Origin of the sequence: Devosia neptuniae (genome assembly GCF_025452235.1) — a bacterium.
GTDB lineage: Bacteria > Pseudomonadota > Alphaproteobacteria > Rhizobiales > Devosiaceae > Devosia.
Genome location: NZ_CP104965.1, coordinates 1,538,659 through 1,562,067, shown reverse-complemented (window position 1 = coordinate 1,562,067; position 23,409 = coordinate 1,538,659). Strand labels below are relative to the sequence as shown.

Genomic DNA, 23,409 nt, shown 5'->3' with positions numbered 1-23,409 from the left:
ATGCGCCCGCGCTGCTTGAAGGCCAGCAAAAAGAACTGGAGCATGCCTCGATTTTGGGCATAGTCGCACACCGTGCTGTCGAGGAGGGCCAGATCGATGCTCTATGCCGTGTTGTGTTACAATGACGAAAACGCCATCGCCACCTGGAGCAAGGAGGAGGACGATGCCTGCATGGTCCGCCTGGCCCAGGTCGAAGACGCCATGAAAGCCCGGGGCAAGCTTGGGCCGGTTGCCCGGCTCAAGCCCACCAGCGCCGCCACCACCCTGCGCAAGACTTCGGGCGAGCCGCTCGTCATCGATGGTCCTTTTGCCGAAACCAAGGAACAGTTCCTCGGCTTCTTCGTTGCCGATTGCGACACGCTCGACGAGGCTATCGCTTTCGCCAAGGACCTGGCGCAGGCCAATCCCGGCATGGGCGCCTATGAAATCCGCCCACTCGCCGTCTTCAAACCCAGCCAGATCGGCGGCTGATCCGATATTTCTGACAGACCGGTCTGATTGGCCACCGCCCGCTCGTCGTGCTTGCATCAACCCATTTGCGAGGAGCCCAGCATGACCGACACACCAGCCACCAGCGGCCTGATCCCCTATATCAATGTCGATGGCGTCGCCGACGCCATCGCCTTCTATCAAAAAGCCTTCGGCGCCATCGAGCATAGCCGCAATCCGGCCAGCAGCGACGATGCCCGCATCATGCATGCCCATATCGAAATCAACGGCGCGCCGCTGTTCCTGTCCGATTTCTTCCCCGAACACGGTTTCCCCATCGTCGCGCCCCAGGGCTTCAATCTGCATCTGCAGGTCGAGGACGCCCAGCACTGGTTCGACCGCGCCGTAGCCGCCGGGGCCAATGTCATCATGCCGCTGCAAGAGCAATTCTGGGGCGACACCTATGGCCAGCTCAAGGACCCCTATGGCGTCACCTGGGCCGTCGGCCAGTCCAAGGCGTAGGACGCCAGAAAGCCACGATCCGCCTCCCTCCCCCTTGAGGGGAGGGATTGAGGGTGGAGGTGTCGGACCATCCGTCGGCATAGAGGTTGTGCAGATCACGAAACCCCCACCCTAGCCCTCCCCTCAAGGGGGAGGGGACGGCATCGCGGCTCCCTCTAAGCATTCACCCCCAGCGCCTCGGTCGCGGCAATCGCCGCCATATTGACCACGCCACGGCTGGTCACCGACGGCGCCAGGATATGCGCCGGCTGCCTGGTTCCCATCAGGATCGGCCCCACCGGTAGCGCATTGTTGAGCTCCTTGAGCAGCGTCATGGAGAGGTTTGCCGATTCAAGGTTCGGGAAGATCAACAGGTTCGCCTCCCCCTTCAGCACCGAATTGGGCACATAGCGCTCGCGCAATTCGGCATTGATCGCCAGATCGCCCTGCATTTCGCCATCGACGACGAGATCAGGCGCCACCTCTTGCAGCCGCTCGAACACCACCCGCATCTTTTCCGACGTCGCCCCATCGCGCGAACCGAAATTGGAATAGCTCAGCAACGCCGCCCGCGCCTCGATATTGAAGCGCTTGAGATGGTCGCGCGCCTGCAGCGTGATCGCCACGATCTCCTCGGCGCTGGGATCGATATTCACATAGGTATCGGCCAGGAAAAACACGCCCCGGCTCATGATCAGCATGGAAAGCGCCGAAAGCTGCGAGCTGTATGGCGCCAGCCCAATCACCGATTGAATATCGCGCGCATGCTTGATGAACCTTCCCTGCAAGCCGCAGATCAAGGCATCCGCCTCGCCCCGCCGCACTGCCAGCGCCCCGATCACCGTCGTATTGGTGCGCACAATGGTTTTTGCCGTGTCCGGCGTCACGCCCTTGCGCCCGGTAATGTCGTGGAACAGCGCCACATAATCGCGATAGCGCGGATCATCCTCGGGATTGATCACATCGAAATCGCGCCCCGCCTTCAACGTCAGCCCGAAGCGCTCGATGCGCTGCTCGATCACCGAAGGCCGGCCGATCAGGATGGAGCGGCCAATGCCGTCCTCCAACATCACCTGCGTCGCCCGCAGCACGCGCTCATCCTCGCCATCGGCAAAAGCAATGCGCTTGCCCTCGCCCTGCGCCCGCTCCAGCATGGGCTTCATCACCATGCCGGAGCGGAACACGAAGCGATTGAGGCTATCGCGATAAGCAGCAAAATCCGCGATCGGCCGCTGCGCCACCCCAGACTCCATCGCCGCCTTGGCTACCGCCGGCGCAATGCGCAGGATCAGCCGCTGATCGAACGGATTGGGAATGAGGTATTCCGGCCCAAAGATTGCCGGCACGCCATGCGCCGACGCTTCCAGCCCCGGCTCATGCGCCAATTTGGCAATGGCATGCGCCGCCGCCGCCTTCATCTCCTCATTGATCACGGTCGCGCCGCAATCCAGCGCCCCCCGGAACAGGAAGGGGAAGCACAGCACATTATTGACCTGGTTGGGATAGTCGCTTCGACCGGTGCAGATCATCGCATCGGGCCGCGCCGCCCGCGCCAGTTCTGGCATGATTTCGGGGATGGGATTGCTCAGCGCCAGGATCAGCGGATTGGCCGCCATGTCCTTCATCATCTCAGGCTTGAGCGCCCCCGCCTTGGACAGCCCGACATAAATATCGGCCCCGGCCATGACTTCGCTCAGCTCGGTCTTGTCACTGTCCCGCGCAAATGCCCCGCGCCACCGATCGACCGCATTGCCACGCTTTTTGGTGACCAGCCCCTTGGAATCCGCGATCCAGATATTTTCGCGTTTCGCCCCCACCGCCACCAGCATATTCATGCAGGCAATGGCCGCGGCCCCCGCACCGGACGTGACGATCTTGACCTTGGCAATGTCCTTGCCCACCAGCCGCATCGCGTTGATCACCGCTGCGGCCACAATGATCGCCGTGCCATGCTGGTCGTCATGAAACACCGGAATATTCATCCGCTCGCGCAGCGCTTCCTCGATCTCGAAGCATTCTGGCGCCTTGATATCTTCCAGATTAATCCCGCCAAAGCTGGGCTCCAGCGGCGCCACGATTTCGATGAACCGCTTGGGCTCCTGCTCGTTGACCTCGATATCGATGGAATCGATGCCGGCGAACTTCTTGAACAGCACCGCCTTGCCTTCCATCACCGGCTTGCTCGCCAGCGCCCCGATATTGCCCAGCCCCAGCACCGCCGTGCCATTGGAGATGACGGCAACCAGATTCCCCCTTGGCCGTATACTTATAGGCCGCCTGCGGATCAGCCGCGATTTCCTCGCAGGGGATGGCCACACCCGGCGAATAGGCCAGCGACAAATCGCGCGTATTGGCCAAGGGCTTGGTCGCCACGATTTCGAGTTTGCCCGGACGCGGAAACTCATGGAAATGCAGTGCGGCTTCGCGCAAGCTATTGGTATCGTTGGACATCGCGGTTGGTTCCTCCCCGGAGCGTCTGTCTGAACTGGCGCACGGGTATGGAACAGCTCCACCCCCGCAGCAAACCCGACCTTAGACTAAGGAATACCCCACCCATGGCGCCGGCAAGAATTTTCATCGACTTCCCCGGCCTGCCCGCTAGTGTCGTGAGCAATCCCATCGCGAAGAAATCCCGAATATGAAAATCCTCGTCCTCGGCTCCGGCGTCATCGGCACCACCACCGCCTATTATCTGGCCCGCGATGGTCACGAGGTCACCGTCATCGACCGCCAGCCGGGCCCGGCGCTTGAAACCAGCTTTGCCAATGCGGGGGAAATCTCGCCCGGCTATGCCTCGCCCTGGGCGGGGCCCGGCATTCCGCAAAAGGCCATCAAATGGCTGATGATGACCCATCCCCCGCTGATCCTGCGCGCCTCGCTCGATCCGGCCATGATCGAATGGATGCTGCGCATTCTGGCCAATTGCACACCCAAGGCCTACGCCATCAACAAGGCGCGCATGGTGCGCATCGCCGAATATAGCCGCGACCTGATGGTCGCGCTGCGGGCGGATACCGGCATCGCCTATGACGAGCGCATGCGGGGCACCTTGCAGCTGTTCCGCGAACAAAAGCAGGTTGACGCCGCCCACAAGGATATCGAGGTGCTCGAGCAATATGGCGTGCCCTATCAGGTGCTCGACCGCGCCGGCTGCATCGCCGCCGAGCCGGGCCTTGCCAATTCCCCCGCCCCGATAGCCGGCGGCCTCCGCCTGCCGCATGACGAAACCGGCGATTGCTTCATCTTCACCAACAAACTGGCCGACATGGCCAAGGCTTTGGGCGTCGAGTTCCGCTTCAACACCAGTATCGAAGCCATCGAACAGCAGGGCGACCGCATCACCGCGGTCAAGACCAGCGCCGGCACATTGACCGCCGATCACTATGTGCTGGCCATGGGCAGCTTCACCCCGCTCCTTGCCAAAACCATCGGCCTCAAGCTGCCCATCTATCCGGTCAAAGGCTATTCCATCACCGCCCCGATCAGCGACGCGGCCAAGGCCCCGGTCTCCACCGTGCTCGACGAAAGCTACAAGATCGCCATCACCCGCCTGGGCGATCGCATCCGCGTCGGCGGCATGGCCGAGCTCTCCGGCTACAACAACCGGCTCGATCCCAAGCGCCGCGACACGCTGGCCCATTGCGTCAACGATCTGTTCCCCGGCGCCAGCGACACGGCTTCAGCCAGCTTCTGGACCGGCATGCGGCCGATGACGCCCGATGGCACCCCGGTTCTGGGGCGTGCCAGGCAGGCCAATCTCTTCATCAATGCCGGTCACGGCACGTTGGGCTGGACCATGGCCTGCGGTTCGGGCCGCGCCATTGCCGATCTCATCGCCGGCAAAAAGCCCGAAATCGACATGAAGGATCTCGGCCCCGAGCGCTATGCCTGAGTTTTCCCGGCCGGCGGCTCCACCGCACCCCGCCGCTGCAGCCAGAAGGCAACCAGGCTGCAGCCCAGCGCCCAGGCGGCGCCCAGGCACCAGCCTGCCAGCACGTCGCTGGGGAAATGCACCCCCATATAGAGCCGGCTGATGCCCACGATCAGCGTCAGGAAGATCGCCCCGCTGATGGCAAAGATGCGCAGGGCCCGCGTCGGCGCCACCTGCGCCAGAATCGCCCCCAGCGTCAGAAATGTCACTGCCGACAGCATGGCATGGCCGCTGGGAAAACTGGCGGTGAACTGGTGCGAAGAGGTGACCAGGTCCGGCCGCGGCCGGTCATAGCCCATCTTGAGCACCGTACTGAGCACGGTCCCGCCCAATACCGAAACCAGCACCAGCAGGGCCATGCCCCGCATCCGCGCCAGCACGAGATAGACGACGACCCCAGTTACCAACAGGCCCAGAATCGCAAAGCTTCCCAGCGCCGTCACGTCGCGCACCATTTCCTGCACCCAGGGCGGCCCGATGACCTGGTCGATATTGGCCTTGTCGCGGAACAGCATCAGAATGGCGCGGTCAAACGCCTCCGTCTCCCCCTCCAGCATTTCATCGGCCAGCCGCAAAAATCCCAGGATCAGCCCGCTGACCAGCGCTATGCCGCTCAGCAGCAGCGCCTCGGCTTTGACGAAATCGCGCAGGGCCCGATAGGGGCGGGAACGGATAAAGTTTTGCAGCATAGAGTGAAATCGTCTCCGCTAGGGCCGGCAAGGCAACGCCGGGCAGCTTGCTACGTTCCTCAACTTTAGCGCAAGGCTGAACCAATAGGCATGCGCGCCCGTTACCTAGAGGCCAATCATCCCAGCTTTGTGAGCCGCATGCCCACGCGAACCTTTCACGTCATCTTCAATGCCAATGCCGGCACGGCCCTTGCCACCGGCATCACCGAGACCGCGCTTGCCGAGATGTTCGCCAGCAACGGGCTGACCGCAACGATCGATGCCGATGCCGACCGCCCCATGCAGGAGCGCATCGAAGAGGCCCTGGCCGGTCCTGCCGACACCATCGTGGCCGCCGGCGGCGACGGCACCATCACCGCGCTGTGCGGCCCCATCCTGGGCACCGGCAAGTCGCTGGCCATTCTGCCCTTGGGCACGGTCAATGCCCTCGCCAAGGATTTGCGCATTCCCCTTGATACACCAGCCGCCGTGGCGGCCCTTGCCGAAGGCGTCGAGCAGCAGATCGATGTGGGCGAGGTCAATGGCCGCTTCTTCCTGCACAAAGTGGTCATCGGCACCATTCCGGGCCTTGCCGCCGGCCGCGAATATATCCGCACCATGCCCGGCGTCTCCCCCAAACTCGGCTTCATGCGCTATGTCTTCCGCCGGCTCCAGCGCACCCGCCGCATCGCCATCGCCATCGATGCCGACGACAAAGGCAAGCCCCGGGTGGAACGCGTCCAGGCCGTGGCCGTGGCCAGCAATTCCTATGATGAAGGCTTTGGCCGCATCCTTGCCCGGGAGCGGCTCGATGGCGGCACCCTCACCCTTTACGTGCTCAAGCGCCTGACCTTTGTCGATTTCTTCCGCCTGGCCAGCGGCATGCTGCTGGGCCGCTGGCATCAGGATCAGGCGCTGGACGTGCAAAGCGTTGGCGCCGTGACCATTACCAGCCACAAGGGCTTGCTCAAGGTCATGTTCGATGGCGAGGTGGAGACCCTGACCACGCCGCTGCATTTCACCATTCACCCCAAGGCCCTGACCGTGCTGGCCCTGCCACCCCTGCCCGATACCCAAGCCCCCGCAGACGAGGCCATGCGCGCATGAAACTCGTCCACCTGTCCGACCTGCATTTCGGCCATCACGACGCGGAAGCGGCCGCGGGCCTTGCCGCCGACATTACCGGCCTTGCGCCCGATCTCATCGTCATCAGCGGCGATTTCACCCAGATCGGCAGCAAGGACGAATTCATCGCCGCGCGCGCCTTTCTCGATACGCTCAAGGCGCCGATCTTCGCCGTGCCGGGCAATCACGATGTGCCTGCGGTCAATATCCTGCGCCGCTTCCTCAACCCCTATGGCTTTTACCGCCGCTACATCGCCCGCGACCTTGAACCCTTCCTCGAAATGGGCGGGGTGGCCCTCTTGGGCATGCGCACCTCACGCCGGGCGCGGCTGGAATGGAATTGGGGCCATGGCAGCATTTCGCGCGGCCAGCTCGAGGATCTCGAAACCCGTTTCGCCCAGGCTTCGCCCGACGCCATTCGGGTCATCGTCGCCCACCATCCCCTGCTCTTTCCCACCGAGCCCATGCTGCAAAAGACCAAGCGGGTGAAGCGGGCCGACGAAGCGCTGGAAACCTTCGCCCGCCTTGGCGTGCGCCTCGTCCTCTCGGGGCATTTTCACCTGTCCTATGTACGCAAGCACCACGCCCAGGGCACCACCAACCAGGGCGCGCCCACCGGTCTGCGGAAATCGGCCGTGGCGCCCATCCTCGTCGCCCAGGCCTCCTCGACCATCTCGACCCGCCTGCGCGGCGAGCCGAACGCCTACAACATCATCACCATCACGCCCGAACGCATCGCCATCACCGTGCGCGAATGGCGAGGCCAGCAATGGGTGACCCGCGAAAAGGAATCCGAGCCGGTCTGAACCGCGGCCCTCACGCAGGCTGCACCTCGCCTTGCTGGTCCCCCTCGTCCCGCTTGGGTGGCGGAAACGCCAGCGCCATGGCTGCCGCGGCAATACCCACGGCGGCCGAGGCGACATAAAGCCAGTGATAGCTGCCGAAATTATCGTAGAGCCAGCCGCCACCCACCGGTCCAAACGCCATGCCGATGCTCGACGTCATCGTCGCCGCGCCCAGCACCGTGCCCATGACATGCGGACCGAAATAATCGCGCGCCAGCACCGCATAAAGCGGCATCACCCCGCCATAGGCCATGCCCAGCACCACGGCGAGCATGTAAAAATGCTCCAGCTGCGTCACATAAATATAGGTGTAGATGCCCAATGCCTGCAGCACGAGCCCGGCCACCAGCACCCGGCGCACTCCGAGCCGATCGGCCAGCACGCCAAAGATCAGCCGGCCGAACAGCCCCGCCACCCCCTCCACGCTATAAATGCTCGCCGCCGCCAGCGACGATGCCCCGCAGATCATGGCATAGCTCACCGTGTGGAAGATCGGCCCGGAATGGGCGGCGCAGCACAAAAAGAATGTCGCGGCCAGAACGACAAATTGCGGCGTCCGCAACGCGCTGGCGGCAGCAGACGGCCGGCGTTCGATGGCAACGCCATCACCGGCCGGAACCGGCGCTTCGACCAGCGCCGGCGCCCGGCGAATAAGCAGGCTTGCCGGCAGCACGATGATCACCGCGCCAATGGCAATCGCCAGCATAGCGCTGCGCCAGCCATAATTGGCGATCAACACGCTGGCAAAGGGCGTGATGACCATCGGCGCCACTCCGCCGCCCACCGAAACCAGCGAGACGGCGAGGCTCCGATGCTTATCGAACCAGCCGACCGTCGCCGCCATGATCGGCGCAAAGAAGGCGCCCCCGGATGCCCCGACCAATCCGCCATAGGCAAACTGGAACATCAATAGATCAGTGGCGCGGCTGGCCAGCACCAGCCCGGCGCCCAACAATAGCGCGGCCATGAAGACAACCGGCCTCGCCCCGATCCGATCGCTCAGCGCGCCCCAGCCGAACCCGGCAACGCCCATGACGATGAACCCCAAAGTCATGGCGCCCGAAATGCCGGCCCGCGTCCAGCCCGTCTCCTCGGCAATCGGCTGCAGATAGACCGGCAGGGCGAACATCGCCCCCATCGCCACGCAGGTGATGACAGCGCCCGCTGCCACCACAACCCAACCATATCGCTCGTTCACTTTCCCGCTCCTCTCCCAACACCTGCCCTATCGACGAGCGGGCAAACAGCGGTTCGGCTGGAAAAGAGAGAAATACTTTGGCGGCTGGTTTGGGCAAGGCCCGCGGCGGCTCACCCCCGGGCGGAAGGCGACCTTGCCTCAGCAGAGCGGTCCTTGCCACAGCTCGGGTCGGCACAAATCTTGCGGATGGCCGTGTTCAGCCCCTCACGCATCGCCTGCGTCATCGCCAGGGCATATTCGAGCATCCAGCGGCCCTGTGAACTGCTCGAGCTTTGCGACAGCATGGCCTCGAGCCGCCCCACTTCCTCATCGAGATGCTGCTGGCGCGCCTCGATATTGGCCACCACCACTTCGCGTGGCGCCAGATGGGCAAAACGCAGGAAATGCAGGAACGAGCTCTGGAACTTGTCCTTGGCCAGCGGCTCCCGCAACCCCGCCATGAAGGCCTGCCTTCCCGCTTCGGTAATCCGATAGACCTTGCGGCTGGGTCTGCCGACTTGCTCCTCGATCTCAAAGCCCACCAGGCCCTTGGCTTCGAGCTTGGCCAGAGCCGGATAGATCGCCCCGATACTGGCATCGGCAAACCACGCCGCCTCGCCTTCGCTGAAATGCCGGCGGATGTCATAGCCGGTCGCTTCACCCTCATAGAGGATCGACAGGCACAATTGTTCAACAGTCAAAGCACTCGCCTTTCCCATTCCGGAATAGGGTGAAGGCAGGGACGGTTTGCGCCGCCCCTGCCCCTTGCTGGCCGAGGGTCACTCCGCCGGTGCGGCGACCGCAGTGGAATCGTCCGTCGTGGACTTTTCCTGCTTTTTGCGATCGCCGAAAATCCGCATCACGAAGACGAAGAAGACCGGCACGAACAACACGCTGAGCACGGTTGCCGAGATCATCCCGCCCATCACGGCAGTGCCGATGGCGTTCTGGCTGGCGGCGCTGGCGCCCGTGGCAATGGCCAGCGGCACCACGCCCAGGGTAAAGGCCAGCGACGTCATCAGGATCGGCCGGAACCGGAGCTTGGAGGCTTCGATCGTCGCCTGCAGCAGCGGCATGCCCTGGGCTCGCAGATCCTTGGCGAACTCGATGATCAGGATGGCGTTTTTCGCCGATAGCCCGATAATCGTGATCAACCCGACCTTGAAGTAGACGTCATTGGGCATGTCGCGCAGCGACACCGCAATCACCGACCCCAACACCCCCAGCGGCACCACGAGCATCACCGAAAGCGGGATCGACCAGCTTTCATAGAGCGCTGCCAAGAGCAGGAAGACGAAGATGACGATGAGGCCAACCAGCAAGGGCGCTTGCGAACCCGACTGGATTTCCTCCAGCGACTGCCCGGTCCATTCATAGCCGAAGCCATTGGGCAATTCGCCCACCAGCCGTTCCATCTCGGCAATGGCGTCGCCTGATGAATAGCCCGGTGCTGCCGCCCCGCCGATGCGGACCGCCGGATAGCCGTTATAGCCCACCACCTGGGACGAGCCGCGCTGCCATTCCGCCGTCGCAAAGGACGACAGGGGCACCATGCCGCCCGAACTATTGGGCACATCCAGCTTGAGCAGGTCATCGACCTGCATGCGCTGGTCCTGGTCCGCCTGCACGGTCACCCGCTGCATCCGCCCCGCATTGGGGAAGTCATTGGCGTAGGACGAGCCCAGATTGGACGAGATCGTCGCATTGATCGCCGCAAAGGTTACGCCCAGCGTATTAGCCTTTTCGCGGTCGATCACCAGGTTCACCTGCGCTGCCGCCGGCATGCCTTCGACGCGCAGACCTGCCAGGATCGGGCTTTGCGATGCCGCCGCCATCAATTGATCGCTGCCCGCGAGCAGCGCTGCCTGGCCCAGCCCCGCACGATCCTGCAAGCGGAAGGTAAAGCCGCTCGAGGTCCCCAAGCCCTGGATAGCAGGCGGCGAGAGCGCGAAGGAGATCGCGTCCTTGAGCCCGAACAGGGCGCCATTGGCGCGGTTGGCAATCGCCTGCGCCGAATTATTGGCGTCGCGTTCGCTCCAGTCCTTGAAGGTGATGAAGGCCAGGCCCGCATTGTCGCCGGCGCCCGAAAAGCTGAAGCCATTGACCACGGCGGTGTTTTCGACGGCCGCTTCCTGGCCGAAGATTTGCTCCACCTGGTTGGCCACTTCGCGGGCCCGATTGCTGCTGGCCTCGGGTGGCGCCTGCATGTCGACGATGACGAAACCCTGGTCCTCATTGGGCAGGAAGTCCGACGGCAATTGCAGGAAACCCCAGCCCAGCCCGACCAGCAACGCGAGATAGACCACCATGAAGCGGCCGGTGCGGTTGATCAGCCAGCCAACGCCCCTGGAATAGCCATTGGTCGTGTTTTTCAGTCCGCGGTTGAACCAGCCGAACGGACCCTTCCGCTCGTGATGGCCCGGCTTGATGGGCTTGAGGAAGGTGGCGCATAGCGCCGGCGTCAGCGACAGGGCCAGGAATCCAGAGATCAGGATCGAGGCCACCATGGTGATGCTGAACTGTTGATAGATCACCCCGACGGCGCCGGGGAAGAAGGCCATGGGCACGAACACCGCCGACAGCACCAGCGTAATGCCGATAATGGCGCCGGTAATCTGCTTCATCGCCTTGCGCGTGGCGTCCTTGGGCGACAGCCCCTCCTCGGCCATGATGCGCTCGACATTCTCCACCACGACGATAGCGTCATCCACCAGAATGCCGATCGCCAGCACCATGGCGAACATGGTCAGAACGTTGATGGAAAATCCTGTCGCCAGCATGATGGCCAGCGTTCCCAGCAGCGCCACCGGCACCACCAGCGTCGGGATCAGCGTGTAGCGGAAGTTCTGCAGGAAAATGAACATCACGATAAAGACGAGGCCAATGGCCTCGACAAGCGTGTGCAGCACCTTCTCGATGGAGACTTCGACGAAGGGCGAGGTATCGTAGGGAATGGTATATTCCACGCCCGGCGGGAAGAACTCGGCCAGTTCCTCCATGCGATGGCGAACGCCCTCGGAGGTCGATAGCGCATTGCCCGACGGGGACAGCTGCACGGCCAGCGCCGCGGCGGGCTGCCCATTGATGCGGGTAGAGAAATTGTAGCTCTCCGCCCCCACTTCGATCCGCGCCACATCGCGCAGGCGAACCGAGGATCCATCCGGATTGGCCCGCAGCACCACCGCGCCGAACTCTTCGGGCGAGCGCAATTGCCCGCTGACCAGCACCGTGGCCGACACCTGCTGGGTGATCGGATTGGGCTGTGCCCCGATCCGCCCGGCCGTAACCTGGGCATTCTGGGACTGGATCGCGGCGGTCACTTCCTGGGTAGTAAGGTTGAGGCTGCTCATCTTGTCGGGGTCGACCCAGACGCGCATGGCGCGCTGGGAGGCGAACAATTGCGCCCGGCCGACACCTTCGACCCGGCGGATTTCGCCCAGCACGTTGCGGCTGAGATAATCGCCCAGGCCCACGGCGTCGAGCGAACCGTCGGTGGAGAGCAGGCCCACCAGCATCAGAAAGCCGCTGCCGGCTTCCTGCACCTGGATACCCTGCTGCGTCACGATCTGCGGCAGGCGCGATTCAACCCGGCGGACGGCATTCTGCACATCCGTCGCCGCCTGGCTCGATTCCGTGCCCGGCTCGAACGTGACGGTAACGGTCACCGAACCCGAGGAATCCGAGGTGGATTCGAAATACATGGCGCCTTCGACGCCGTTCATTTCCTCTTCGATCGGCCGGGTCACGCTTTGATACATGTCCTCGGGCGAGGCACCCGGATAGACGGCGTTGATGGTGACCTGTGGCGGGGCCACATTGGGATATTGCGCGATGGGCAGCATCGGCAGGGCGATAATGCCCGCCAGCATGATGAAGATGGCCACGACCCATGCAAAGATGGGCCGGCCGATAAAGAATTGTGCCATAAAAAACGACCTTAGCTTGCGGGAGTTTTAGCAGCCTCAGCCGCGGCCACCGCTTCGGGTGGCGTCCATGGTTCTGGCGCGACCGGAGAGCCCGGCCGGATTTTCTGCACGCCCTCGACAACCACCCGGTCGCCGGCAATCAGGCCCTGCTCGATCACCGAGCGGGAGCCGATCGAGCGCCCGACAGTGACCGTGCGCAATTCCACGACATTGTCCGCGCCCACGATATAGAGCTGGGACTGCCCGCCGGCATCCCGCTGCACTGCCTGCTGCGGCACGGCAAAAGCGCCGCTTTGCACGCCCTGGTCCAGCAACACCCGCACATACATGCCGGGCAGCAGATTATCATCGGGATTGGGGATTTCGGCGCGCAGGGTCACCTGACCAGTACTGGCATCGACTGCCGCGCCCGAGAACAGCAGGCGCCCGGCATGGGCATAGGTGCTGTCATCGTCCATCAGCAGTTTGACGCTGGCCTCGCCCGGCGCCAGACTGGCCAGGGTGCCGTCTTCGAGCGCTTTGCGCAGCCGCAGCATCTCGTTGGAGGGCTGGGTGAAATCGGCATAGACCGGGTCGAGCTGCTGGATGATGGCCAGGTTCTCCCCGCTGCCGGCATTGACCAGCGCCCCTTCGGTGACCAATGCGCCCCCGATACGGCCCGAAATCGGCGCCTTGACCTCGGCATATTCAAGATTGAGCTTGGCCTGGGCCAGCGCCACTTCCGCCAGCGCCACATCGGCATTGGCTGACGCCAGGGCCGCTTCGGCCGTGTCGGCATTCTGCTCGGTGCCGATATTGCGTTCGCGCGAAGCGATGGCGCGGGCGGCCTGCTGGCGGGCCTGCGTCTGCTGCGCCAAAGCGCGGTCGCGGCTGGCCTGGGCGCTGTCGACCTGCAGCTGGAACGGTGCAGGATCGATGCGATAGAGCACATCGCCTTCCTCAACCGTGCTGCCCTGCTCGAACACCCGTTCGATGATGATGCCCGAAACGCGCGGGCGAACCTCGGCAATGCGGGTCGGGGCGATCCGGCCCGGCAATTGATTGGTGATCGCCAATTGCTCGGGTTTAGCCTCGACGAAGCTGACCGGCATCGGAGGTGGCGCGCCGGGGGCGGCCTGGGGCGCGCTGTTGGACTCGGTGCAGGCTGCAATAAAAGTCAGCAGCGCGAGCACGCTTGCAGCCTTGGCCAGGGAGCTAATCGCCTTCATGATGAATATCCAAATTTTGGCAGAACGGACAAAGGGAGGCCTACCCAGGCGCGCCTGATGGCGGTGGGACAGCCGGAACTACGCGAGATTGAGAAAGAGAATTAGGCTGGTGCGGGGCTATCACCCTGCGTCATTGCGATACGTTCGATTTCGGCGAGCAGCCCGGTAAACTCGGCCGGGGACCACTTGTGAAAACCCATCAGATGCATGGACCGCAGCCCCTCCAGCGCCAGCAGGGCGACGAGGGCCGCACGCGGATTTTCCGAGGTATCGGCCACTTTAGTCAGAGCCTGGTTCACGCTCGCCCGTACCAGGCATTGCAGATCTTCATCCTGGGCCAGCGCCGAACACAATTGCAGGGCGACCGGCTCGGCCTCTTCCCCCAGCCAACCTGCGGCAACCGCAATGCGCCCGCGAATCTCGGCATTCTTCTGGCCGCTCAGCTGGGCGACGGCGGCTTCGGTTTTCTTGTCTTCGGTCGCGATCTTGCGCTCGATGATCGCCTGGATCAGCGCATGCTTGCTCTTGCAGTCATAGAGCACGCTGCCCTTGCTGATGCCGGCCTCGGCGGCCACCGCATCAAGGGTCAGGTTTGACGCGCCATCGCGGATGACCACCCGTTCCCCGGCATCGAGAACTCGGTCGAGATCGATTGTCCTGGGGCGCGCCATGATACTGCTGGGGTTATTGACCGACTAGTCGGAAATTAATTGGGGCAAGCACCATTTGTCAAATGCGCTGACGGTGCAGCAGGCATGCAGCGACGGGCCTTCAATAATCCCGCGCGATGCTTACAGCCCGCGTTCCCAGCGCCGGTGGCCGCCAGATTCGGTGGCGCGGCACCGCCCAAAGGCCAGGTGCCGCGCTGCAATCCGCCTAGCCCAGCGCCAATTGCGCCTGGCAAATCCGGTCGACCAGCGCATCGAACTCGCCCTTGGGCGGACGATTGGCGGCCAGGCGTTGCTTGAGATGCATGATCGGCTCGGCCAGGATCTCATCAAGGCTTTGCGCGCAGCTGAAATCCCCCGCCACGCTCTTGACCTTGGAATTGTCAAAGATCGCCGTCCAGGCCTTGTCCCCCACCAGCGGCCCCACCCAGTCGGGGTTATACCGGATCAGCGTATCGGTCGGCACATGCACAATTCTGGCCTCGACGCCGAGCAGCCGGCCAATGGCCTTCTGGATATCGTCCCAGATATGGGCGCGATCATTGGTGATGTGGAAAATCTCGTTCAAGGCCGCCGGCTTGCCGAACAGCCCCACAAACGGCACCGCAAAATCCACCGACCGGGTCAGCGTCCAGGGTGTATGACCATCCCCCGCCACGATCGTGGGCTCCCCATCCAGCATGCGCCGCGCCATGATGTCGGCGTCGCCCATCATGATGGGCAGGCCGGTGCGCACGGTGTGGCTAGGGCGGACAATGGTCCAGTCCAGCTCTTGCGTCCCCTTGAGCAGGTCTTCGCAGGCAATCTTGGCCTGGCTATAGGGCCAGTAGGGATTGATCGCCGGGGTCTGCTCGGTGATCACATAATGGCGCGCCGGCTTTTCGTAGACCGAGGCCGACGAGATGAAGACATATTGCCCGCAATGGCCGGAAAACACCTCGATATCCCGCGCCACCTGATCAGGCGTGAACGCGATGAACTGGCACACCACGTCATACCTGGCCTTGGCCAATTCGGCATAGTCCGGCCCGCCAAGCTCGCCGATGATCGAGGTCACCCCCGCCGGCAGCGCCCCGCCCCTTTTGCCCCGATTATAGACGCTGACCTCATGCCCCGCTGCCACCGCCCGCTCGACGCAGGGATAGGAAATCTGCCCCGTACCACCAATAAAAAGCACGCTCATCGCCATTGAAAAGACCTCGGTTTCAAAAATCATCAGCCATCATTATCAATAATGGTAACGCGAAACGCCCCGCCCGTCTCCCTCAACGGCGTTATGTCGGCGTACTGCCGATCCTGACCACATTGTCGTCGGCGGCGATGACGCTGAGCCGGTGGGTGATGGCGATAATGGTGACCTCGTCACGGAGGCGGCGCAATTGGTCCATGATGTCTTTTTCGGTTTCCGCATCGAGCGCCGAGCTTGCTTCGTCCAGCAGCACGATGGCCGGATCGGCATAGAGCGCACGGGCAATGGCGATGCGCTGGCGTTCCCCGCCCGAGAGCTTGAGGCCCCGTTCGCCGACCATTGTTTGAAAGCCGGATTCAAGACCTTCGATGAAGCCCAGAATGGCGGCGCGTTCGGCGGCCCGCCGCAGCCGGGCCTGGTCGAACGGGCGGCCGAGCACGATGTTGGTCGCGAGGGTATCGTTCAACAACACGATGTCCTGCGGCACCGCCGCGACATGGGCAAACCAGTCGGCGCCCGCGATGGAACCCAGATCCACCCCATCGATGGTGATGCTGCCGGTGGCGGGACGCATGGCTTTCAGCAGCAGCTTGAAGAGCGTGGATTTGCCCGAGCCGGTATCGCCGATGATATAGGTAATGGTCCCGCGCCGGGCCGTGAAATTCACCCCGCAAACCCCGCGGCCATTGCCGTAGAGATAGGACACGTCGGTGAACGCGATAACGCCTTCGGTCACCGCAAAGCTGCGCGTGCTGTCCGGATCGTCATGGCTCTCGGCCTGCCACATGCGGGCAAAGGGCACAAAGTTGGAATAGGATTGGGCAAATTGCTGGATCGCCTGGCCCATCATCTGGAAGGGAATGTTGAGCTGGAGCAGCAGCGTATTGAACAGCACGAGATCCCCGACCGTCAGCTCGCCCGCCGCAACGCGCGGCACCAGCAGCCAAAGGGTGATGGCAAACTGGGCGGTGAGCGCCAGACCGAAGACGAAAGCATAGCGCACCTGGATCATCGCATAGCGGCCGAAGGCGTCCAGAACCGTGCGCTCCCGATCGTTGAATTGGCCGATCATCCAGCGGTCGGACTGGAACTGGCGCAGGGTGTCCATCGAGGAAATTGCGTTACCGACGAAGCGCGAACTGGCCTGGGATTGCTCGATGGCTTCGTCCAGGTGGGGCCGCGTTACCGAGGCGGCGCGGGTAACGAGCGCCACATAGACCACGCCATAGCCGAAAACGATCAGCGCGATATCCAGATCCAGCACGGTGCCCAACAGGCCCAGGGCAAGGATGAGCTGGGCGATGCTGGGAAGCACGGCGGCGAGGGCAAACTGCACCACGATATTGAGCGCACTGGCGCCCTTCTGCTGGGCGCTCTCGATCTCGGCGGGGTTGTGCTCGAGAAAAAAGTCTGAGGTTTTCTCGAGCAGCCGGGCAAAGAACGCGGTCGAGGTGACAAAGTTGAGGCTCTCCGACGTCATGAAGGTCAGAAAGCTCGACATGCGCTGGAACGTGTAGGCGGCCCCCATCAGCACGGCATAGGCCATGAAGGCCCAAAGCAGGCCGCCGGCCATTGACGCCGACGTGAGTTGATCGATCAGGCGGGAAAACAGGTAAGGCGCGCTGATAGAGGTAAGCGTACCCAGCAGGGTGGTGACGAGCACGGCCAACAGCACCAGCCGGGCTGTCTTGAGATAGTTCGAAAGGATCGTCCGCAGCGGCGGGGAAATCAGGGGCAAGTCGAATTTCAAGGTCGCTTTCTCCCCTCGCCAGGACTGCAAGCCTAAGCGATTCGGCCAGCGGGGAGGAAATAACGACCGGCGGATCGACCCGGCAACCGCCCCATTGCGGACGCCGGCCGCTTGGCCGATGCTCCCTAGAAGCTGCCATGCTCGATCGGAAAGGGAGTCCCGCTTATGGCTGAAGTTGTCGTCAATCTTGATACGCTGCCGCTCAAACCGGACATTGTGGGCACGCGCTTCGCCAACCAATACGCCGAAATCGGCACCGCGCTCGGCCTTAAGGCCCTGGGCGTCAATTATCTCGTCGTTCCGCCCGGCAAGACGTCGATGCCGTTCCATCGCCACCACACGTCCGATGAGCTGTTCTTCATCCTTTCAGGCCAGGGGATATACCGCTTCGGCGATGACCGCATTCCGGTGCGGCAGGGCGATTGCCTGGGGGCTCCGGCGGCCGGGGCGGCCCATCAGCTTATCAATACCGGCAGCGAGCCGCTGCGCTATCTGGCCCTGTCCAACAATACCAATGCCGAAGTGATCGAATATCCCGACAGCGGCCGCGTCCGCGTGGATGTCGGTCTCTCCGGATTCCACCGTTACGATGGCACCTTCAAGCAAGGCGGCCGGCTGACCCCGCTCGGCTATTGGGAGGGAGAAAATATCGACGACCCGGATAGTCCGGCGGACTGAACTAAACCGATCCAGCGGCCGGAACGGCGGTTTTGACCCGCAGCGTTCCGGGGACGCGATCGCCTTGCTCACGGCATCGCGTCGGATTGGGGATATTCGAGCTGCATGGCGACCACATTTTTTGTGCCCTCGCCATATCGGTCGGCGATCGCCGCAAGGCCTTGATCCAGCGCCGCGGCGGGGCTCTGGCCCGAAGATATCGAGACTTTGTCCGCCGCCGGCCAATCCTGCATGTCCCGGTCGGGCAGGATGGACAAGCCATTGGCCGTCACGACCGGCGCCATGGAAGCGGCGAAGGTGGTCGCGTGGGACCGGTAGGTCCGCGACCAGGCATCGGCCACCAGTGCCAGCGAGACCTCGTCCATTCCCGGCTCCAGGGCAATGCCGAACTCGTCGCGATTCCAGAAGGCGAGCGTATTGGCAAGCACGGTGGTGGCGAACGGCCTTGTGAACCGGAATGCGCTGCTGGCATGCCGCGCGTCCCAATGCTCAAGCCCGAGGTCACGTGCCGCCGCACTGGCCTTTTGCGGGCCGGCAATGGCCTCGATCAGCGTCAGCATCATGGGCATGGATGCGGTGATACCGGTGGTCGTCACGACATTGCCGTCGGCCACGAAGCGCCGGTCGGCGACATAGTCGATCGTCGGGTTGCGCTGCAGCAATTGGCGCAGATAATACCAATGCGTCGTGGCGCGCTTGCCATCGAGCAAGCCAGCCGCGCCGACCACTTTGGCCCCTGCACAGACGCCGATGATGATGGCCCCTTTGGCCGATTGCTGCTGCAGCCAGGCCATGACTGCCGGGTCGTCATCCCGGCTCATTGCCGGCACGATCACGTAATCCGCGCCATCGGGATGCGCCGCGTCGAATGCGGCAATGCTCGCATCAGGCTCGACCTTGAGCGCGGGATAGAGCTGCACCGGACCCGGACCCGTTGCCAGCATCAGCACATCGGCAATGTTGGCCCGCCGCAGAATTCCGGTCGGTATGAGGTAATCAGTCGTCTCGGTCGCGTCATTGAGCCCGATCACGGCAATCAGCGGCCGCTCAGCACTGGCGGGCCGCAGCGTCTCGAGCATGGCGGCCGCCTCGGCCTCCGGCACCGGCGGCGCCGCGGCCCCGCCCCCTGACGGCAGGGATGCCAGCCAGATGCCAAAGCCGCCCGCCCCCAGTATGGCAATACCGAGCAATGCCCATCCCGCGACCCCACGTTTCCGCACGCCACTCTCCTGCGCTGAACCGCATCTTGACGACAGCCTAGCCTGCGACCGACTATGTCCGAAATGACATATATCGGGCAAAAACGGCCATGCCGCGCAGCATTGGTTTCGTCATTCATCCAGGCTTTCAATTCCTCGACGTCGTCGGCCCGACGGCAGCATTCGAGATCGCGTCCCGCTATGTGCCGGATGGTTATGCCCTTGAAATCCTGGCACCCTCCGCCGGCATGGTCACCAGCTCCAGCGGTCTCGAATTGGCGGCGGGGCCGCTCGGCACGGACGGACTCGACACCATCATCGTCTCGGGTGGCCAGCTGGTCTGGGACATGGCCGCCTTCCACGCCGTGGTGGACTGGCTGAAAACCATCCACCCCCGCCGGCTCGCCAGCGTGTGCTCGGGGGCCTTCCTGCTGGCCGAGGCCGGCCGGCTTGACGGGCGCTTGGCCACCACCCATTGGGAAAGTACCGAGCGTTTCCGGCGCCACTACCCGCGTGTGCGTCTGGAGCCCGACCGTATCTTCACGCGCGACGGCGACATGTGGACCTCGGCCGGAATTTCCGCCGGCATCGACCTCGCACTCGCCCTGATCGAAGACGATCACGGCCCCTCGATCGCCCGCCGCACCGCCCAGCAACTCGTGGTGCACAACCGCCGCCCCGGCGGACAATCGCAATTTTCGGGCCTGCTGGAGCTGGGCGGACGATCCGGACGCTTCGCGGCTCTGCTCGACTGGGCCAGGGCAAATCTGGGCGAGGCGCTGACGGTCGAGCAGCTTGCCGAACACGCCGCAATGAGCCCGCGCAATTTCTCGCGCGCCTTTCTGCGCGAAATGGGCACCACACCGGCCAAGGCCATCGAGCAGCTTCGGGTTGCCGCTGCACGCGACGCCGTCGAGGCCGGGAGTAGCAGCCTGGAAGAAATCGCCCGCCAGATCGGCCTCAAGGATGCCGGCCGGATGCGGCGCGCCTTCCTGCGCGTCCTGGGGCAATCGCCCCAATTGCTGCGCCGGTCACTCCGCGACCGGGTTTAGAACAGCGGGCATCATGGGCCTGCCTTCCGATCTCACCCGGCGTGCCGGCCGGCAGCAGCTGCCGCAAGCAGATCGACCACCTCCTGGTCACTGGTCTGCCCGAAGCTGACATAGTGCTGGCCGACCGAGCCGAAAGGCTCTGGGGTCGCGAGACACACCACCCCGTCGGCCTCCTCGCGCAGGCGATCGATCGTATCGAGCGGCGCCACGGGAACGGCGAGCACCACCCCGGCGGCGCCGGCCTTGCGCAAGGCGCGCAATGCGACGGTGATCGTGCTGCCGGTGGCGATGCCATCATCCACGATGACCACGGTTTCCCCTTTTACCGGCAGCGCCTGGCGGGAACCAAGATAGGCCTTGCGGCGGCGTTCGAGCTCGATCAGCTGGCGCTGTGTCTCGGCCTCCACATAGTCCGGCGGCGGCTTGATGATCGCCATCGCTTCGTCATTGAGCACGATCTGCGGATCTGCGCCGTCGACCAGCGCCCCAATGCCGTATTCTTCATGTCCCGGAGCGCCAAGCTTGCGCACCAGCAGCAGATCGAGCGGCGCCCGCAAGGCTAGTGCAACTTCCAGGGCCACCGGCACCCCGCCACGCGGCAGCGCCAGGACAATCGGATCGCTGAGCCCCAGGGCAGCAACCGCCTTGGCCAAGCGCCGTCCGGCCTCCCGGCGGTCGGTGAACAGGGCTGATGTCGCAAACATGGGCTTAACTCCCCTTGACGCTGCCGGCCGGCCGCGCGCATGGCTAGACTCCAAACGGATAGGTCTCGGGCACACCATGCGGCCGGCTGCTCGGCAATGGGGCAATGGCTCTGGTATCCTCGAACCAGACATAGGCATCGAATTGCTCGGGCAGCACCGCCTCGAAATAATGGCTCTGCAACTCGGTCTCGGGCCGGTAGATCACCCCGATGGCGCGCTCCAGCCGCGGCTGCGATAGCGCCTCGCGGACTTCGCCGGGTTCACGCAGGTCGATCAACGAGCGGGCAATTCCGGTATGGCGGAACACCCGCTCGTAGGAATCGGGACGGGAGGGCAGCACGGTCTTGATCTGCATCGGCGCGTCCCAGTCATCGGCCGCTGCCACACTGCCCCGGTCGGTGCCGAACCCGATCAGCACGGCGCTGTCGCCGAACGCAGTGCGGCAGAGTTCCCCGATATTGAACTGGCCGCGCCAGCCCATGGCAGTCGCGGCCGCATCGCCGATATGGGAATTATGCGCCCATACGATCAGTTTTGCGTCGGGACCACGCCGCTCCAGCAGGTGCTGCAGGGTCTCGAACATGTGGCGGTCGCGCAGGTTCCAGGAATCGTTCGAGCCGCGATACATGATGCGGTAATATTGCTCGGCCGCGCGTACGATGCGGGCATTTTGCGCCGCATCGGCAAAGTCTTCGCCGTCCTTGGCGGCATAGTCGAACTGGCGCGACAACAGCTCCTCCAGCTGGGCCACGACGTCATCCTCGCAAGGGTCACGCTCTCCGCTTACGACGGCCCGGCCGTACCAGGCCGGTTCGCTTTGCCAGGGCGTGAGGCATCCATAGCGCCGCCGCGCCATGGCGGCCCCCTCCGGATCGACCCGGTCAAGATAATGCAGAACGGCCGCGATCGAGCTGCGCAGCGAATAGACATCGAGCCCGCGAAACTCGGCCCGCCGCTCCATCGGCAGCGCCTCGTTGTGCGCGCGGAGCCAGGTAATGAACTCCCCGACCTCCCGGTTGCGCCACATCCAGGTGGGGAATCTCGCGAACGAGTCCTCATCATAGCGCCCCGCGCCGCGGTGGCGGACATAGCGGTCGATGCGGCTGGCGTCGGGCCAGTCGGCCTCCACCGCGACGATGTTGAAACCATGATGGGTGATCAGATTGCGGGTGATGGCGGCCCGTGCCCGATAGAATTCGGAGGTGCCATGCGAGGCCTCGCCCAGCAGCACCACCCGCGCATCGGCGAATTGTTCGAAAAATGCGCCGAAGGCAACGGATTCGTCTGGGTCGGGCAATGGCTGGCACGCAGCCTTGATCGCGTGCCCTATCTCGAAAGCCGCTTCCGGCCTGAGTTCAAGACTATCCATATCAGCTCTCCCCACGCGCGCCGCACACCCGCAACGACATCTCGAAAGCTTCGATTCCAGTGGCGCTCATCTCCGCCTCCCACAACAGGCGCCCTCAGAACCTGAACGCCGGGGATGCGTCATGGTTCACCCAAAGGCGCATGCGCGCCACGAGACGCCCGCCTGCATGTCAGCAAACGCCTGCCCAAGTACCGGGCCGACACCTGTCCTTGGCAACCCTTGATGATGCTATATTGTCCTGGCCATAACAGGGGTCTGCAGATGGATAGAGGACTCGTTCGGCGGAAGTCGGTCAGCCCGGAGGAAATCGAGCGTCGCTCGGTGCCGCGCCGGCCGCTGCGGGCCCGTGGGGTCAAGCGTGTGGAAGTGCTACTCGACGCCACCGAGCATCTTTTGGCCTATTCGCACAATGACGATATCAGCCTGGCCACCATTGCCGAGCAGGCCGGAGTGCCCCTGCCCTCGGTCTACCATTTCTTCCCCAATCGAAACGCCGCTTTGGTGGCACTGGCCGGCCGTTACCACCGCGATCTCGCCAATCTAGCGCGCCAGCCGCTCGATCCCGAGCCGAGCGAATGGCAGGACCTGATCCGGATGCGCCAGCGCAATGGTGCGCGCTACCTCAATCGCCATCCCGCCGCGTTGCGCCTGTTCATGGGTGCCGGCGTCAGCGTTGAAGTGCGTCATCTCGATCTGCGCGGTAACGCCGCTCTGGCGGTGAGCCGCGCCGAGGACCTGCGCCAGCGCTTTGATTGCAGCGGTCTACTCAATCTTGAATTCTGGCTCGCCGTTTCGATCGGCATCATGGACGGCATCTGGGCCATTTCCTATGCCGAGCACGGCACCATCGAGGACGTCTACGTGGCTGAAAGCTCCCGCGCGGCCATCGCCTATCTCCGCTGCTTCCTGCCGGAACAGCTCGCGCCGCGACCGCCACATGCCATCGTGACAAGATAATCGAATATTCTATCACTTTATCGCCTTCCCTTC

The 23,409-nt window shown here is 63.6% G+C and carries 19 protein-coding genes and 1 pseudogene; 8 read left to right on the top strand and 12 right to left on the bottom strand.

Annotated elements, in window-relative coordinates:
* Positions 1-96 precede the first annotated feature (96 nt).
* Both N8A98_RS10460 and N8A98_RS10455 read left to right on the top strand, forming a co-directional pair.
* Entirely contained in the window at positions 97-471 is a 375-nt protein-coding gene (locus N8A98_RS10460) for a YciI family protein (protein WP_262171188.1), read from the top strand.
* 81 nt (positions 472-552) lie between these two features.
* Positions 553-951, top strand: a complete 399-nt coding sequence (locus N8A98_RS10455) for a VOC family protein (RefSeq protein ID WP_262171187.1) — start codon at positions 553-555, stop codon at positions 949-951.
* A gap of 155 nt (positions 952-1,106) precedes the next feature.
* Here the strand turns inward: N8A98_RS10455 and N8A98_RS10450 are convergent.
* A pseudogene (locus N8A98_RS10450) lies at positions 1,107-3,381 on the bottom strand (NADP-dependent malic enzyme).
* A 187-nt stretch (positions 3,382-3,568) separates the two neighbouring features.
* Between N8A98_RS10450 and N8A98_RS10445 the strand changes: the two are divergent.
* Entirely contained in the window at positions 3,569-4,822 is a 1,254-nt protein-coding gene (locus N8A98_RS10445; protein WP_262171186.1) for a D-amino acid dehydrogenase, read from the top strand.
* On the opposite strand, the gene N8A98_RS10440 is transcribed toward N8A98_RS10445, so the two are convergent.
* Positions 4,813-5,550 carry a phosphatase PAP2 family protein gene (locus N8A98_RS10440; protein ID WP_262171184.1) on the bottom strand — a complete coding sequence of 246 codons (738 nt, stop codon included), beginning with the start codon at positions 5,548-5,550 and terminating at the stop codon, positions 4,813-4,815. The two genes, N8A98_RS10445 and N8A98_RS10440, sit on opposite strands and share 10 nt — an antisense overlap.
* Before the next feature lie 138 nt (positions 5,551-5,688).
* Here N8A98_RS10440 and N8A98_RS10435 point away from each other — a divergent pair, with 138 nt between their 5' ends.
* Positions 5,689-6,636, top strand: a complete 948-nt coding sequence (locus tag N8A98_RS10435; protein ID WP_262171183.1) for a diacylglycerol/lipid kinase family protein — start codon at positions 5,689-5,691, stop codon at positions 6,634-6,636.
* Positions 6,633-7,460 carry a metallophosphoesterase family protein gene (locus tag N8A98_RS10430; protein ID WP_262171182.1) on the top strand — a complete coding sequence of 276 codons (828 nt, stop codon included), beginning with the start codon at positions 6,633-6,635 and terminating at the stop codon, positions 7,458-7,460. Before N8A98_RS10435 ends, N8A98_RS10430 begins: the two co-directional genes overlap by 4 nt.
* A 10-nt stretch (positions 7,461-7,470) precedes the next feature.
* Here N8A98_RS10430 and N8A98_RS10425 read toward each other — a convergent pair whose 3' ends face one another.
* The 7 genes from N8A98_RS10425 to N8A98_RS10395 all read right to left on the bottom strand — a co-directional run bounded on the left by N8A98_RS10425 (position 7,471) and on the right by N8A98_RS10395 (position 17,417).
* Positions 7,471-8,697, bottom strand: a complete 1,227-nt coding sequence (locus N8A98_RS10425) for an MFS transporter (RefSeq protein ID WP_262171180.1) — start codon at positions 8,695-8,697, stop codon at positions 7,471-7,473.
* Between the two features lie 110 nt (positions 8,698-8,807).
* A complete protein-coding gene (locus N8A98_RS10420) occupies positions 8,808-9,377 on the bottom strand; it encodes a PadR family transcriptional regulator (RefSeq protein ID WP_262171178.1) in 570 nt (189 codons plus the stop codon).
* 78 nt (positions 9,378-9,455) lie between these two features.
* A complete protein-coding gene (locus N8A98_RS10415) occupies positions 9,456-12,602 on the bottom strand; it encodes a multidrug efflux RND transporter permease subunit (protein WP_262171176.1) in 3,147 nt (1,048 codons plus the stop codon).
* A gap of 11 nt (positions 12,603-12,613) precedes the next feature.
* The gene (locus N8A98_RS10410; protein WP_262171174.1) at positions 12,614-13,810 is read right to left on the bottom strand and encodes an efflux RND transporter periplasmic adaptor subunit; all 1,197 of its coding nucleotides are present in this window, start codon (positions 13,808-13,810) and stop codon (positions 12,614-12,616) included.
* A gap of 101 nt (positions 13,811-13,911) precedes the next feature.
* Positions 13,912-14,481, bottom strand: coding sequence for a TetR/AcrR family transcriptional regulator (locus N8A98_RS10405; protein ID WP_262171172.1), 570 nt, complete (start codon positions 14,479-14,481; stop codon positions 13,912-13,914).
* A gap of 205 nt (positions 14,482-14,686) precedes the next feature.
* Positions 14,687-15,667 (bottom strand): SDR family oxidoreductase, encoded by a 981-nt coding sequence (locus tag N8A98_RS10400; protein ID WP_262171949.1) that lies wholly within the window; start codon positions 15,665-15,667, stop codon positions 14,687-14,689.
* An 85-nt stretch (positions 15,668-15,752) separates the two neighbouring features.
* Positions 15,753-17,417 carry an ABC transporter ATP-binding protein gene (locus N8A98_RS10395; protein WP_262171170.1) on the bottom strand — a complete coding sequence of 555 codons (1,665 nt, stop codon included), beginning with the start codon at positions 17,415-17,417 and terminating at the stop codon, positions 15,753-15,755.
* Between the two features lie 165 nt (positions 17,418-17,582).
* Between N8A98_RS10395 and N8A98_RS10390 the strand changes: the two genes are divergently transcribed.
* On the top strand, positions 17,583-18,095 hold the full coding sequence (locus N8A98_RS10390) for a cupin domain-containing protein (RefSeq protein WP_262171168.1): 513 nt from the start codon (positions 17,583-17,585) through the stop codon (positions 18,093-18,095).
* 68 nt (positions 18,096-18,163) lie between these two features.
* Here N8A98_RS10390 and N8A98_RS10385 read toward each other — a convergent pair whose 3' ends face one another.
* The gene (locus tag N8A98_RS10385) at positions 18,164-19,315 is read right to left on the bottom strand and encodes a DJ-1/PfpI family protein (protein ID WP_262171166.1); all 1,152 of its coding nucleotides are present in this window, start codon (positions 19,313-19,315) and stop codon (positions 18,164-18,166) included.
* Positions 19,316-19,404: 89 nt separating this feature from the next.
* On the opposite strand from N8A98_RS10385, the gene N8A98_RS10380 reads away from it, so the two are divergent.
* The gene (locus N8A98_RS10380) at positions 19,405-20,346 is read left to right on the top strand and encodes a GlxA family transcriptional regulator (RefSeq protein ID WP_262171164.1); all 942 of its coding nucleotides are present in this window, start codon (positions 19,405-19,407) and stop codon (positions 20,344-20,346) included.
* Positions 20,347-20,378: 32 nt separating this feature from the next.
* On the opposite strand, the gene N8A98_RS10375 is transcribed toward N8A98_RS10380, so the two are convergent.
* Positions 20,379-21,050, bottom strand: a complete 672-nt coding sequence (locus tag N8A98_RS10375) for a phosphoribosyltransferase (RefSeq protein WP_262171162.1) — start codon at positions 21,048-21,050, stop codon at positions 20,379-20,381.
* A gap of 43 nt (positions 21,051-21,093) precedes the next feature.
* Positions 21,094-22,419, bottom strand: coding sequence for an erythromycin esterase family protein (locus N8A98_RS10370; RefSeq protein ID WP_262171160.1), 1,326 nt, complete (start codon positions 22,417-22,419; stop codon positions 21,094-21,096).
* A gap of 261 nt (positions 22,420-22,680) precedes the next feature.
* Between N8A98_RS10370 and N8A98_RS10365 the strand changes: the two genes are divergently transcribed.
* The gene (locus N8A98_RS10365) at positions 22,681-23,376 is read left to right on the top strand and encodes a TetR/AcrR family transcriptional regulator (RefSeq protein WP_262171158.1); all 696 of its coding nucleotides are present in this window, start codon (positions 22,681-22,683) and stop codon (positions 23,374-23,376) included.
* Positions 23,377-23,409: the final 33 nt, after the last annotated feature.

Bases quoted from the DNA above. Each gene is read 5' to 3' on its own strand.
- N8A98_RS10460 (WP_262171188.1), top strand. From the start codon at position 97: ATGCTCTATGCCGTGTTGTGTTACAATGACGAAAACGCCATCGCCACC.
- N8A98_RS10455 (WP_262171187.1), top strand. From the start codon at position 553: ATGACCGACACACCAGCCACCAGCGGCCTGATCCCCTATATCAATGTC.
- N8A98_RS10445 (WP_262171186.1), top strand. From the start codon at position 3,569: ATGAAAATCCTCGTCCTCGGCTCCGGCGTCATCGGCACCACCACCGCC.
- N8A98_RS10440 (WP_262171184.1), bottom strand. From the start codon at position 5,550: ATGCTGCAAAACTTTATCCGTTCCCGCCCCTATCGGGCCCTGCGCGAT.
- N8A98_RS10435 (WP_262171183.1), top strand. From the start codon at position 5,689: ATGCCCACGCGAACCTTTCACGTCATCTTCAATGCCAATGCCGGCACG.
- N8A98_RS10430 (WP_262171182.1), top strand. From the start codon at position 6,633: ATGAAACTCGTCCACCTGTCCGACCTGCATTTCGGCCATCACGACGCG.
- N8A98_RS10415 (WP_262171176.1), bottom strand. From the start codon at position 12,602: ATGGCACAATTCTTTATCGGCCGGCCCATCTTTGCATGGGTCGTGGCC.
- N8A98_RS10410 (WP_262171174.1), bottom strand. From the start codon at position 13,810: ATGAAGGCGATTAGCTCCCTGGCCAAGGCTGCAAGCGTGCTCGCGCTG.
- N8A98_RS10405 (WP_262171172.1), bottom strand. From the start codon at position 14,481: ATGGCGCGCCCCAGGACAATCGATCTCGACCGAGTTCTCGATGCCGGG.
- N8A98_RS10400 (WP_262171949.1), bottom strand. From the start codon at position 15,667: ATGGCGATGAGCGTGCTTTTTATTGGTGGTACGGGGCAGATTTCCTAT.
- N8A98_RS10390 (WP_262171168.1), top strand. From the start codon at position 17,583: ATGGCTGAAGTTGTCGTCAATCTTGATACGCTGCCGCTCAAACCGGAC.
- N8A98_RS10380 (WP_262171164.1), top strand. From the start codon at position 19,405: ATGCCGCGCAGCATTGGTTTCGTCATTCATCCAGGCTTTCAATTCCTC.
- N8A98_RS10375 (WP_262171162.1), bottom strand. From the start codon at position 21,050: ATGTTTGCGACATCAGCCCTGTTCACCGACCGCCGGGAGGCCGGACGG.
- N8A98_RS10370 (WP_262171160.1), bottom strand. From the start codon at position 22,419: ATGGATAGTCTTGAACTCAGGCCGGAAGCGGCTTTCGAGATAGGGCAC.
- N8A98_RS10365 (WP_262171158.1), top strand. From the start codon at position 22,681: ATGGATAGAGGACTCGTTCGGCGGAAGTCGGTCAGCCCGGAGGAAATC.